The sequence below is a fragment of the Janthinobacterium sp. 64 genome (assembly GCF_002813325.1).
Classification (GTDB): Bacteria; Pseudomonadota; Gammaproteobacteria; order Burkholderiales; family Burkholderiaceae_D; genus Janthinobacterium.
Genome location: NZ_PHUG01000001.1, coordinates 183,906 through 196,810 on the forward strand (window position 1 = coordinate 183,906; position 12,905 = coordinate 196,810).

At 68.7% G+C, this 12,905-nt stretch carries 8 protein-coding genes; 7 read left to right on the forward strand and 1 reads right to left on the reverse strand.

Annotation, left to right across the window (positions count from 1 at the left end; genetic code table 11):
• The first annotated feature begins 3 nt into the window (after positions 1–3).
• The 5 genes from CLU91_RS00860 to CLU91_RS00880 are packed head-to-tail and all read left to right on the forward strand — an operon-like array spanning position 4 to position 10,513.
• Positions 4–3,753, forward strand: coding sequence for a DUF4132 domain-containing protein (locus CLU91_RS00860; protein WP_157814530.1), 3,750 nt, complete (start codon positions 4–6; stop codon positions 3,751–3,753).
• A gap of 17 nt (positions 3,754–3,770) precedes the next feature.
• Positions 3,771–4,874, forward strand: a complete 1,104-nt coding sequence (locus CLU91_RS00865; RefSeq protein ID WP_100872576.1) for an AAA family ATPase — start codon at positions 3,771–3,773, stop codon at positions 4,872–4,874.
• Complete coding sequence (locus tag CLU91_RS00870; RefSeq protein ID WP_100872577.1) at positions 4,865–7,354, forward strand: DUF5682 family protein; 2,490 nt, start codon at positions 4,865–4,867, stop codon at positions 7,352–7,354. The genes CLU91_RS00865 and CLU91_RS00870 overlap by 10 nt, the downstream gene beginning before the upstream one ends.
• Positions 7,347–8,480: a VWA domain-containing protein gene (locus CLU91_RS00875; protein WP_198521200.1), complete on the forward strand. Its 1,134-nt coding sequence runs from the start codon at positions 7,347–7,349 to the stop codon at positions 8,478–8,480. Before CLU91_RS00870 ends, CLU91_RS00875 begins: the two co-directional genes overlap by 8 nt.
• Entirely contained in the window at positions 8,477–10,513 is a 2,037-nt protein-coding gene (locus CLU91_RS00880) for an SWIM zinc finger family protein (protein WP_100872578.1), read from the forward strand. The genes CLU91_RS00875 and CLU91_RS00880 overlap by 4 nt, the downstream gene beginning before the upstream one ends.
• Before the next feature lie 13 nt (positions 10,514–10,526).
• Here CLU91_RS00880 and CLU91_RS00885 read toward each other — a convergent pair whose 3' ends face one another.
• A complete protein-coding gene (locus CLU91_RS00885) occupies positions 10,527–10,916 on the reverse strand; it encodes a DUF1090 family protein (protein WP_157814531.1) in 390 nt (129 codons plus the stop codon).
• Between the two features lie 134 nt (positions 10,917–11,050).
• Here CLU91_RS00885 and CLU91_RS00890 point away from each other — a divergent pair, with 134 nt between their 5' ends.
• Together CLU91_RS00890 and CLU91_RS00895 are read left to right on the forward strand one after the other, a co-directional pair.
• A complete protein-coding gene (locus CLU91_RS00890; RefSeq protein ID WP_198521201.1) occupies positions 11,051–11,893 on the forward strand; it encodes a tetratricopeptide repeat protein in 843 nt (280 codons plus the stop codon).
• Entirely contained in the window at positions 11,890–12,888 is a 999-nt protein-coding gene (locus CLU91_RS00895; protein WP_198521202.1) for a tetratricopeptide repeat protein, read from the forward strand. Before CLU91_RS00890 ends, CLU91_RS00895 begins: the two co-directional genes overlap by 4 nt.
• Positions 12,889–12,905: the final 17 nt, after the last annotated feature.

Here is a 12,905-nt window from a genome sequence, read left to right on the forward strand (position 1 = left end):
TGCATGTTTAAGAAAATACTGGCACTGGCGCAGGGCGTAGTGGGTCTGGCAAGCCTGGATGAGCAGGCGCAGTTGAAGAAGGGCTTGCGCGGCCTGGCGCAGATCTCGCCTGCGCTGTGGGAGCGCGCCTGCGAGTTCGTCTGCGAAGGGCGCCAGGAAGGCGTGCTGCTCGATGTGCAGGCGGCGGCGCCGCGCGGCGGCACCCTGCTGGGCAAGCCCGGGCGCCTGTACTCGCATTTTTATACGCATAACATGAACAACAAGGATGGCGCGCTGGCCAATGAAAGCTTGCGCCACCGGCACCAGTTCTACGCCCAGTCCGATGCGGCCACGCTGGACGCGGCGCTGCTGGTGCGCCTGGGCAAGCTGCTGCAGGCCGCCGACGGGGGCGATACGCTGGAACGCACGGGCGCCCCGGTGCCGCAGTGGCTCGACTACCTGCTCGGCGATGCGCTGTTCGCCAGTTTTTCCGAGACCCGCGCGCAGGCGACCACGGTCAACCGGCGCGGCTGGGACGTGGCGCTGCTGGCGCGCCTGCTGGCCGCCGATGGCGAGGCGGAAGACGGCGCGCTGCAACTGGTGTTCGAGCGGCGCGAATTGAACGAATACGTGCGCGACAACTGCCTGCAGCGCCTGCTGGCGCCGGGCGCGCTCGACGCTTACATGCTCGCGCATGCCGCGCAGGTGGAGCAATTGCCAACGCTGTTGTCGGCCAGCGGCAAAGTGCAGTTGGCCAGGCGCCTGGGCGCCGCGCCGGCGCTGGCCGACGCCTATGCCGCCATCCTGGTGCGGTTGGCCGTCGATGGCGGCAAGAGCGTGCGCATCGAAGCGGCGCCCCATCTGGCGGCCATTCCCGTGGAACGCCGGGCCGTCTTGCTGCAGCAATGCCTGTTGACGGGCAAGACGGAAGAGCGCGTGCAGGCGGCCGAGCTGCTGGGCCGCAGCCTGGGGCCGCAACAGGGTGCGCTGCTGGAACAGGCACTGGCGCAGGAGGCGAGCAAGCCGGTGCAGGCGGCCATCCGCAATGCCCTGTCGTGGCTGGGCGCGGCCAGCGATGCGGGCGCGGCGGAACAGCCCGTGCCGCCGCTGCCGCCCGCGCCGCCGGCGGCGCGCCTGGGCGACGCCGCGCTGCAACTGCTGCAGGCCAACCATGCGGTGCTGCTGGAAAAAAGCCGCGCCGAAGCACGGCGGGAGCGCGAAGACAACCAGCACGCCAAGCTCAAGTACCAGTGGCATCAGGAGCGCCTGAAACACATTGAGGCGATCAAGCCTGCCTACATGGAAGCGGCCATCCGCGTGTTCAATGGCGAGGCAGCGAAGGGCGACGAGGGGCCCTTGCAAAGTAACCTGGCGCGCGAACCCGTCGAGCTGCAGGGCAAGCTGGCTGCCTTGCCGGAGTTTGGCGTGGCGCACATGGCACGCTGGCTGCAGGCCACGCGGCGCAATATTTTTCATTTCTGGCACGATGACTTCTTCCAGCAATGGCTGGCGCGGCAGGACCTGTCCACGTTTGACCTGCGCCTGCTGGCGCGCGCCATGCGCGAGGCTGGCGACGAGCATGACAGCGTGGCCATGGCCTGCGTGGCCAGCAACTGGTGGGGCGCCAAGCCGCAGCAGGTGCTGGCGGCGGACATGGTCTGGCCGCTGTTCGCGGAACGCCCCGAACTGATCGAGCAGGGCCTGGGCTTGCGCGCCGTCGAAAGGCGCCGGGGCGTGGCACCCGAGCTGGGTCCCACCCTGGAAGTGCTGGCCACCTTTCCGGTGCTGCCGGCGCAATGGCTGCCGCGCGTGATGGAGCTCGCGCTGGGCGAGGGCAAGCAGCACCGCGCCAGCGCGCAGCAGGTGCTGGCCAGCCTGCCCGATATCGGCAAGCGCGTGGCCGAGGCGCTGGGATCGGGCAAGCAGGACATGCGCATCGGCGCCGCGCGCTGGCTGGCCGACCTCGATTACCGCGCTGCCGTCCCGGCGCTGTACCAGGCGCTGGACAAGGAGACGCGCGAGACCGTGATCGCCGCGCTGATGACGGCGCTGGAAAAGCTGGGCGAGGATTTGAGTCCGCGCCTGTCGCCCGAGATCCTGCTGGCCGCCGCGCGCAAGGGCTTGAAGGGCAAGGCGCCCGTCGGCCTGGCCTGGTTCGTCTTCGAGGCGCTGCCCGCCTGCCGCTGGCAGGACGGCACGCCGGTCGACGCCGACATCATCCGCTGGTGGGTGGTGCTGGCCTGCAAATTGAAGGAGCCGGGCGGCAACGCCTTGCTGCTGCGTTATCTGGGCCTGCTGGACGCGGCAAGCCGCGCCGCCCTGGGCGAGACGGTGCTGCGCCTGTTCATCACCGAGGATCTGCGCGGCCCGAGCCTGGAAGTGGCGACCGCCGAAGCGCAGGCGCGCGCGCCGCAGGCCTACCTGAGCTACCAGGACCAGGCCAGGCGCTATCCCGAGTATTATGCCGCGCTGGGCAAGATGAGCGAAGAGCAGGTGTTCGACCAGATCCGCCGCGACAAGATGGCCGAATACCTGGGCAGCGCCATCGGCGAGAAGGGCATCCTCGCGCTGGCCGCGCATACGCCTGGTCATGTGGCGATCAGCCTGCTGCAAGCGTATATGCGCGACCATTACCCGCGCCGCGCGCAGATCGAAGCGATGCTTGACGGTCTGGCCGATGGCTACGACCCGGCCGTCATCCAGTTACTCCTGGGGATCTCGCGGCGCTACCGCACGGCCTCGGTGCAGGAAAAGGCGCGTCTGCTCGTCGAGCGCATCGCGCAAGGCAAGGGCTGGAGCCAGGACCAGCTGGGCGACCGCACCATCCCGACCGGCGGCTTCGACGACAGCGGCCGCCTCGACCTGTCGTATGGCGAGCGGGTCTTTCAGGTGACCCTGGACGGCGCCATGAAGCCGCGCCTGCACAACTCCGACGGCAAGGAGATCAAGGCCTTGCCCGAGCCGCGCCAGGACGAAGCGCCGGAACTGGCCAAGGAAGCCAAACAGCAGCTATCCGTGTGCAAGAAAGAACTCAAGCAAGTCATCACCATGCAGACGGCGCGCCTGTACGAAGCCATGTGCGCGGGACGTATCTGGCCAGCGCAGGAGTGGCGCGATTACCTGCTTGGCCATCCGATCGCGGGCCGCCTGGTGCAGGCGCTGGTGTGGATCAGCGAGGACGACGCAGGGCGCACCCTGCTGCGCCCCAGCGACGATGGCAGCCTGCTCGACGCGGACGACGAGGAAGTCGCGCTGCCCGAAGGCAGCCGGCTGCGCCTGGCGCACGCCTCGCTGCTGGATGTGGCGCAGATCGCTGCCTGGCAGCGCCATTTCAAGGATTACAAGGTCAAGCCTCTGTTCGAGCAGCTGGCGCATCAATTGCCCGACGCCGCACTGATGGCGGGCCGGCACATCGCGGACCGCGAAGGCTGGGTGGGCGACACCTTCGGCTTGCGCGGCGCTTTCGGCAAGCACGGCTACCAGCGCGGCCAGGCCGAGGATGGCGGCGTCTTCACCGAGTATCACAAGGATTTCGTCAGCGCCGGCCTGCGCGCAGTGATCGAATTTTCCGGCAGCAGCCTGCCCGAGGAATTGATGGCGGCGGCCCTGAAAACGCTGCAATTCTATCCCTTGCCGCGCTCCTGGCGCGACGAGGCGGTGCCGCTGGCCGACGTGCCGTCCGTGCTGCTGGCCGAAACCTATGCCGATTATCTGGCGGTGTCGAAGGCGTGCGGCGGCTATGATGCGCAATGGGAAAGTAAAATGCCGTGGTAAGCAAAGAAAGCACAATCATGACGGAACAACATAACGATACGCAGGTGGTGCGCCGCAGCGCCGAACAGCGCTACGCCAGCGAGCTGGAACGCCTGAAGGCGGCCGATACCGATCCGCGCCCGCAGGGCTGGCAGCTGTCGCCGCGCGCGGTGCGCCGCTTCATCCTCGGCGACGCGGCGCTGCAAGTGAGCCGCAAATTCTATGGCGACGATCCGCTGGTCGACCGCGCCATCGTCACCCTGATGGGGCACCAGGGGCTGATGCTGGTGGGCGAGCCGGGTACGGCCAAGTCGCTGCTGTCCGAATTGCTGGCCGCGGCCATCAGCGGCGACTCCGCGCTGGCGATACAGGGCACGGCCGGCACCACCGAAGACCATATCAAGTATTCGTGGAACTATGCCTTGCTGCTGGCCGAAGGGCCGAGCCGGCGCGCGCTGGTGCCGTCGCCCTTGTTCCAGGCCATGGAAGCGGGCAAGCTGGTGCGCTTCGAGGAAATCACGCGCTGTGCGCCCGAGATGCAGGACGTGCTCATTTCACTGATGTCGGAAAAGCAGCTGATGATTCCGGAACTGGGCGGCGACGCGCGCGTGCATGCGCGGCGCGGCTTCAATATCATCGCCAGCGCCAACTTGCGCGACCGCGGCGTGCATGAAATGTCGTCGGCGCTGAAACGCCGCTTCAACTTCGAAACCGTCAAGCCGATCCGCGACCATGGCTTCGAAGTCGAACTGGTGATGCAGCAGCTGCAGCGCGAACTCGATGCCATCGGCGCCGCCGTCATCGTCAGGCGCGACGTGGTCGAACTGCTGGTGACCACGTTCCAGGAACTGCGCGCCGGCCAGACCCGCGAAGGCACGGCCATCAAGACGCCGGAGGCGGTGATGTCGAGCGCCGAGGCGGTCAACCTGGTCTATGCGGCCTCGCTGGAGGCGCTGCATTTCGGCGACGGCACCTTGCGCCCGCGCGAACTGGCCAACCAGTTGCAGGGCGTGGTACTGAAGGACAACGCCGATGACCTCAAGCGCGTGCGCCATTATTTCGACACGGTGGTGCGCGAACGTGGCCGCCGCGACGATTTGTGGAAAAGCTTCGGCGACGCGGCACGCCAGCTATGGCTGTAGTGCAGCCGGATTTGCAGCCGGATTTGCCGGCCGGCGTGGCTGCCGCGCGCGCCAGGCTGTTCGGACCTGGCGTGTACTTTGCGCCGGTGCGCCACCATAGCCCGGCGTGCGCGCAGGCATTGCAGGCCATGCTGCGCGAATTGCGCCCGGCCGCCGTGCTGATCGAGGGACCGGAAGGCTTTACGGACATGCTGCCCCTGCTGCTGGACGAACGCACGCGCCCGCCCGTGGCGCTGCTGTGCCAGACGCCGGCGGCAGGCGCGCAAGGCGCGCGCGCGCAATCGGCGTTTTTCCCGTTTTGCGATTACAGCCCCGAATGGGTGGCGCTGCGCGAGGGGGCGGCCGTGCAGGCGCAGCTGGCCTTCATCGACCTGCCGTGGCAGGCGCGCGCGGGCACGGCCGATGCGCACGATGCCGAGGCGCGCAGCCTGATGGCCGAACGCTACCTGGCCCACAGCAGCTATCTGAACGCGCTGGCCGCGCGCGCCGGCTGCCGCGACCAGGACGAACTGTGGGATCACCTGTTCGAGGCGCGCTCGCGCGCGGCGCTGGCGGACTGGCGCAGCGTGTTTGGCGACGTGTTTTCATACTGCGCCATGGCCCGCCTCGATTACGAGCCGGCCGTGCTGGAAGCGGAGGGCAGCCTGCCGCGCGAACGCCACATGGCGGCGCATATCGCCCGCTGGCGCAAGCAGGTCGATGGCCCCGTGGTGGTGGTCACGGGCGGCTTTCACACCAGCGCGCTGATCGAACTGCTTGACACGAATCCCTCACCTGCCGCACCTGCCGCGCCGGCCACTGCCGGCGCCAGCTGGCTGATACGCTACAGCTTTGAGCGGCTCGATGCCCTGAACGGCTACGGCGCCGGCATGCCGGCACCCGCCTACTACCAGGCCGTCTGGGATGCCCTGCAGTCGCCGGCGCCGGGCGAGCATCAGCTTGCCGTCGCCGTGGACCAGCTGACCAGGCTGGCCCAGGATAGCCGGACGCGCGGCGTGCAGGAGCGCATTTCCACGGCGCAGGTACAGGCGGCCGTGCTGCAGGCGGCCAGGCTCGCCGCCTTGCGCGGCCATGCGGGTCCGGGCCGCCAGGATGTGCTCGACGCCATGCGCTCCTGCTTCGTCAAGGGCGCCATCGACGACGGCATGCAAGGCCTGTTCGACGACGTGCGGCGCCAGATGACGGGCAGCCGGCTGGGCGACGTGCCGCCGTCGGCCGGTTCGCCGCCGCTGGTGCAAGACGCGCGCGCGGCTGCGCATCGCCACGGCTTGCGCCTCGACGACGGCGACAAGCGGCTGGCGCGGCTGGACCTGTACCGCAAGCCGCGCCACCGCCTGCGCAGCCGCTTCTTTCATCTGATGCAGTATCTTGAAACGGACCTGGCGCGCTGGCAGGGCGGCCCCGATTTCATGGCCGGCAGCCGGCTGGAACTGCTGTTCGAGGAATGGACGTATGTGTGGACGCCGCTGGTCGAAGCGCGCCTGATCGAATTGGCTGCCGATGGCGCCACCCTGGCCGAGGTGGCGCTGGCGCGGCTGCTGCGCGAAGAGCAGGCGCTGGGCGCCGCGGGCCGGGCCCGTTCGGCTGGCAGCGCCGCTGCCCTGCTGGTGCGTGCCTGCCTGGTGGGCTTGCATGAACGCCTGCCCGATTTGCTGTCGCTGTTGTCGCGCCATCTCGATGACGATGCCGATTTTACCTCCGTCGTCGCCTGCGGCCATGCGCTGGTGACCCTGTGGCGCGCGCGCGAGCCGCTGGGCGTGCGCGAGCATCCGGGCGTGCTGGCGCTGATGCGGCGCGTCTGGCCGGCCGCGCTGTTTCTGCTGCCCGGACTGGCCGACACGGACAGGGACGGGGAAGGCGCGCAAGTGGGACAGTTGCTGGCATTGCGCGAATTTGGCCGTGCCGCGCGCAGCGCCTTGCCGGAGCAGGAGGCTGGCCTGGCCTTCGACGCCGCCGACTTGCACCAGCGCCTGCAGGCCCTGACGGCGACGCGCAGCTGCGCGCCCGGCATCTGCGGCGCCGCCGCCGCGCTGCTGTTCCTCGATGGCGCCTGGGGTGAGCAGGATTTGTCGCGCTTGCTGGAACAGCGCTTCGGCGCCGGCGCCACGCCGCAGGATGCCGTGCGCTTCCTGTCGGGGCTGATGGCCGCCGCGCCTGAATTGCTGCTGACGCAGCCGGGACTGCGGCGCAGCTTCAATACCCTCGTCGGCAGCTGGGACGAGGCCAGTTTCATCGAGTATCTGCCCGATTTGCGGCTGGCCTTCACGGGCCTGAAGCCGCAGGAGACGAGCGACCTGGCCGAGGCGCTGGCGGTGCTCAACGGCGCCGCGCCGGACGCCTTGCAGGCCGAATTCCACTACGACGTCAGCGAAGACGAGATGCTGGCGGGCGGCCGCCTGAACGCGGCGCTGGCCGCCTGCCTGGAGCGCGATGCGCTGTCTGTCTGGCTGGATCTTTCAACGGAGAAGCCGCATGGCTGAGAATCTGGACAATCAGGCGTTGCTGCGCCGCTGGCGCCTGATGCTGGGACGCTACGCGCAGCCGCTGCAAACGGAGGCCTGGTCCGCCAACGATGGCCGGCTCGATGCCTGCCTCGATTATCTGTATGGCCGCGAGTATGAGCGCAAGGGCATGCTGCGCGCCAGCGGTGGCGGTTCGCTGGACCCCAGCCAGCTGCGCGCCATCGACTGGCTGGCGCAGACGCGCAAGCTGTTTCCGCAGGACGTGTACGAGCGCGTGCAGGGCCACGCGATCGAGCGCTATGAATTGAGCGGCCTGCTGCGCGACCCTGCCGTGCTGGCCAGCCTGGAGCCGAACCAGGCGCTGGCGCGCGCCCTGATCGGCATGCGTGGGCGGCTCGGCGCGGACATGCATGACGCGGTGCGCGCCGTGATACGCCACGTGGTCGAGGAACTCACCGAGCGCCTGCGCAAGGATTTCGTCAACGCGGTGGTGGGGCGGCGCAACCGCTTTCGCCGCACGCAGATGCAAAGCGCGCAGAACTTCGATTGGCGCGCCACCATTGCCGCCAACCTGAAACACTATGACCTGGCCAGCCGCCGCCTGCTGATGGCGCGGCCCGTCTTCAACGCGCGCGTCAAGCGCAGCCTGCCGTGGGACGTCATCCTGTGCGTCGACCAGAGCGCCTCGATGATGGATTCGGTGATCTATGCGGCCGTGGTGGCCGGCATCCTGTCCGGCCTGCCGGCCGTGAATGTGCGGCTGGTGGTATTCGACACCAGCGTGGTGGACCTGACGCACCTGGCCGACGACCCGGTCGAGGTGCTGCTGACGGTGCAGCTGGGTGGTGGCACGAATATCGGCCGCGCGGTGCAGTACTGCGAGCAGCTGGTGAGCAATCCGCAGCGCACGGTACTGGCCCTGATCAGCGATTTCGAGGAGGGCGCGCCGCCCGGGCCGCTGCTGGCGGCGCTCAAGCGCATGGCCGAGTCGCGCGTCACCCTGCTGGGCCTGGCCGCTCTCGACGTGCGCGCACAGCCTGTGTATGACCACGGCATGGCGCAGCGCCTGGCGGATCAGGGCATGCACGTGGCGGCACTGACGCCGCAGCACTTTGCCGAATGGCTGGCCGGGGTGATGGGATGAGCTGGCGCGCCGTGTACCGCAGCTTTGACGACGACAGCCTGGCGACGCTGGCCAACGCGGGCCTGCTGCGCCGCGCCCTGAAAGATATCGAGGCGGGCAAGGTAGGCTGGCAGGATGACGTGGGCGGCGCCCTGGTCGCCGACGGCCAACGGGTGCTGCTCGATGCGGGTGGCCCGCAGAAGGGCCGCTGCGATTGCCCGGCGCCCGGCATGTGCAAGCATATCCTGGCCGCTGCCGTGTGGCTGCGCGAACTGCCGCAAGAGGGTGGACAGGACGGTGTCCAGGATGCGCCGCCGGCCGGCGTGCAGGAGGAGGTGCTGGCGCTCGACAGCGCGGCCGTCTGCAAGCAGGCGGGCAAGCCGGCCGTGCGCCAGGCGCTGGCCTGGCTGGCCGAAGGCGACCAGGCGGACGTCACCATCGTCAACGCCAGGCTGCAGATCGAGCTGCCCCTGTTGAAGCTGGGCTGCAGCTATCTGCGCGGCGCCGGCGTGGATGCCATGGTGTCTGATACGCCAGCCGCCCTGCGCAAGGCGCTGCACCTGTATGCGCTGGCCTGCGTCTGGCGCCAGCATGGCCGGGAGTTTGCCTGGCCGGACGGCGCCGCGACGGCGCCCGCCGCCGCAGCGCCGGGCATGAGTACGTCCGAGCTGGTGTTCCTGGCCCAGGTGCGGCGGCTGCTCGGTGAGTTGTACGACAATGGCCTGTCGCATGCCAGCGCGATTGCCGCCGGCCAGCTGCGCGCGCTGACCATGTCGGCGCGCAGTGAAAACCTGCCCCGTCTTGCTGCGCTGTTGCGTGGCCTGGGCGGTACGCTGGACTTGCTCGTGCGGCGCGATTACCACGCCAGCGAGCGCCAGGCATTCGACGAGATGGCGGCCATCGGCGCCTTGTGCGCGGCGCTCGAACACGCGCCTGGCCCGCTCTTGCAGCGCTTGCGCGGACAGGCGCGGCGCAGCTTCGATGCGGCCGGCGACGCGCCCATCGAGCTGCTGCCGCTGGGTGCGTATTGGTGGGAAACGCGCGGCGGCGCGCATGGCCTGACCTTGTCATTCTGGCAGCATGGCGATGGAGGCGATGGAGGCGATGGAGGCGAGGGGCGCATCGCACAGGCCGTGCTGGCGCGGCCCGACGCCAGCGACCGCTCGTTTACGCGCGAATCGGCATGGGATGCGGGCAGCCTGTGGACGGGCGCCGGCAGCGCCCGGCATATGTGCGGCGCGAGCTGGCAGTTGGCGGGCGCGTCCCTGGCCGACGATGGGCGCCTTGCCATGGACAGCGGCGTGCGCGCCAGTGCGGCGCCGCTGTGGGCGCTCGACGATGCGCGCTGGCAGAGTCTGGGTTTCAGCGACTGGACGGCGCTGGCCGCTTTCATGAGCGACAACGTCGGCCTGGTGCGGGAACCCGTCGATTGCGTGGTGCTGCGTCCGGCGGCAGTGGCGCGGCCGCTGCTCGACGAAGTGGGGCAGCGGCTCGATTGGCAAGTGTTCGATGCCAGCGGCGCCGCCCTGGACTTGCAGATTCCGGCGCTGCCGGCGCTGCGTCCGCGCATCACGCGGCTGCAGACGGCCGTGGCCGATGGCGCCGATATCCGGGCCGTGCTGGCCAGCCGCGCGCGTGGCGAGCCAGGTGGCTGGCAGCCGGTGGCGCTGCTCATCGCCAAGAATGGCGCGCTGCGCGTGGTGTCGCTCGATTTCGAGGTCGACGCGGGCAAGCTGCCGTCGGCGCTGGCGCGCTTTTTCAAGAGCCTGGGGGGCGCCAGCCTGGCGCCGTCGGTGCCGCAGCAAAGCTCGGCGGCAGAGCGGGTGCTGGCCCAGGTGCTCGACCTTCTCGCACTGCAGGCGCGCAGTGGCCGGCCACGGCTGGAAGCCGAGCTGGCCGGCGAACTGGCGCAGCACGGCGCCACCTTGCGCGCGCTGGGCCTGGATTTGCCGGCCGGCCTGCTGGCGGCCTACGTCGGCACGCCGCGCGCGCCTGAAGCCTTGCGCCTGGCGTATGTCTGCACGACGTGCCTCGCGCTGGAGGCGGCACGGTAGCCGCCCCTTGCCGTCAGGGTTGCTGCGCCTGCAGGGCGGCCAGTTCCGCCCTGGCTTTTTCCAGCTTGCCTTCCAGCTTGGCGATTTTCTTCGGCTGTTTATTGGCTTCCTGGGCCAGGCGCAGCGAACGCTCCGTCTGATTGACCTTCGCCTGTGCCTTCAGCACCTTCTTGTTGTGGCGTTCGGCCAGGCTGCTGTCGCGGCAGTGGGCATTGACCTCGTCGAGCGCGCGCGTCAGGCCCGCGACCTTGTCGGACAGGCCCTGTTCCTGCGCCAGGCGCAATTCGCTGCGGATGTTTTCGCGCTTGGCGGCGCAGCCGGCCAGCTGGGTGTCTGCGGCGCTGACGCCCACGGAGGCCGCGGCGAGCAGCAGGGTCAAGGCGGTGGTGGCGAGGCGGTTCATGGCGTTCCTGTATAAGTGATAAGCTCGTGCAATGTAAGCCCGCCGGGATGCCCTGTCAAACTTCGCCTGCAGTGCGCGCCTGTCCGGCCGGGCATCGGCTACCATGCGTGTTTTCTTCTTCCCGATACCGCCGCATGCCCAAGAAATTACTCTGTCTGCTGCCTTTTCTGCTGCCGCTGCCCGTCCTGGCGCAAACTTCGCCCACCTTGCTCGATCTGCAGCTGCTCGCCATCAAGGCACGGGCCGATGTGACTACCCATAGTCAGGAAAGCATCGCCGAATTTGCCGAGACCCGGCGGCTGGCGGAAACGGGCGACGTGGAGGCACAGCTGGACCTGGCGCGCATGCTGCAGCTGGGCGTGGGCGCGCCGCAAGATATGGCGCAGTCGATGGCCTGGATACGCAAGTCGGCCGAGGGCGGCTATGCGCCGGCGCAAGCGGCTTTGGGCCTGTCCTATACTGTCGGTGGCAAGGTGCCCGTCGACCGTGTGCAGGGTGAATACTGGCTGCGCAAGGGCGTGGCACAGGGCGATGCGCTTGCGCAGACCATCCTGGCGCTGGAATTCATCGATGGCGGCAGCAGTGCCGAAGAGCAGGCGCTGGCCATCACCTGGCTGAAGGCGGCGGCGAACGAGCAGCACTTTGTGCCCGCCTATAATGCGCTGGGCGAGCACCTGATGCGCGCCGCCACCGATGCACAGGATCGCGGCGAGGCCTTCCATTGGTATGACCGATCGGCGCGTGAAAAGCAGCCGGCCGGCATGCGCAACCTGGCCCGCGCGCACGAGCTGGGCCTGGGAGTAAAACAGTCGGACAAGTGGGCCCTGGTCTGGTACGAGCGGGCGGGATGGAGCGGCGACGTGCCCGCCATGCGGCGCATGATTGACGTCTACGTCAAGGGCGAACTGGGACAACAGGCGAATGCCGAAGACGCTGCCGAATGGCGCGCAAAACTGGCCGAGAAGGAAAAGCAATGAAGACCATGCTGTTTGTATTGAGCCTGGCGCTGGCGCAGAGCGTGCTGGCCCAGCCAGCCGAAGCGCAGCCGCGCCAGCATCCGGCGCTGGCCGAATTCGACATGTCCGGTCTCGACGCCATGCGCGCGCGCGTGCAGGCCGTGATCAACCGCCCGGCCGACCTGTCGCCGGACAAGGTCGCCGCCTTCGGGAAAGCGCGTATCGCTGCCGAAGGCGGCGATGTCGCTGCCCAGCTGGACCTGGCGCAGATGCTGCACGACGGCGAGGGCACGCCGCGTGACGTCGACGCCGGCCTGGCGTGGATGCAGAAATCGGCCGAAGGCGGCTATGGCCCGGCGCAGGCATTCCTGGGCGTGGCCTATACCCTGGGCCAGGGCATGGCCATCGACCGCAAACTGGGCGAATACTGGTCGCGCAAGGGCGCCGCGCAAGGCGTCGAGCTGGCCAACTTCACCGTGGCCATGCACTTTGAAAACATCCACAGCAGCGCGGCAGAACAGGCGCATGCGCTGCACTGGCTCAAACACTATGCCGAGAATGGCTTCATCCCTGCCTACAATGAAATCGGCTACCGCCTGATGATGACGGCCAAGGATGACGCGCAGCGCAAGGAAGCGTTCACTTGGTACATGCGCGCGGCCAAGGCGCTCGACCCTTCCGGCTTGAACAATGTCGCGTATTCATATGAGGTGGGGCAGGGCGTGCCGCAGAGCGACGAGGCGGCCCTGGGCTGGTACGAGATGGCGGCCATCGCCAAAAGTCCTCCGGGCCAGACGGGTTTTGCGCGGCTGCTGGAGCAGGGCCGCGGCGGTCCTACCCGGCAAGGGCCGGCTCCTGAACCGTTCTCCTTGTACCTGCTGGCGGCAAAGCAGGGCGACGCGGAAGCCATGGAACGGCTGGTCAGGGTATACGACAAGGGCGAGCTGCAGCAGGCGGCCGACCCCGCGCAGGCCGCACTGTGGCGTGAAAAGCTCAGGCTGGCCAAGACGCCCTGAGGGGGCATGACGGCGCG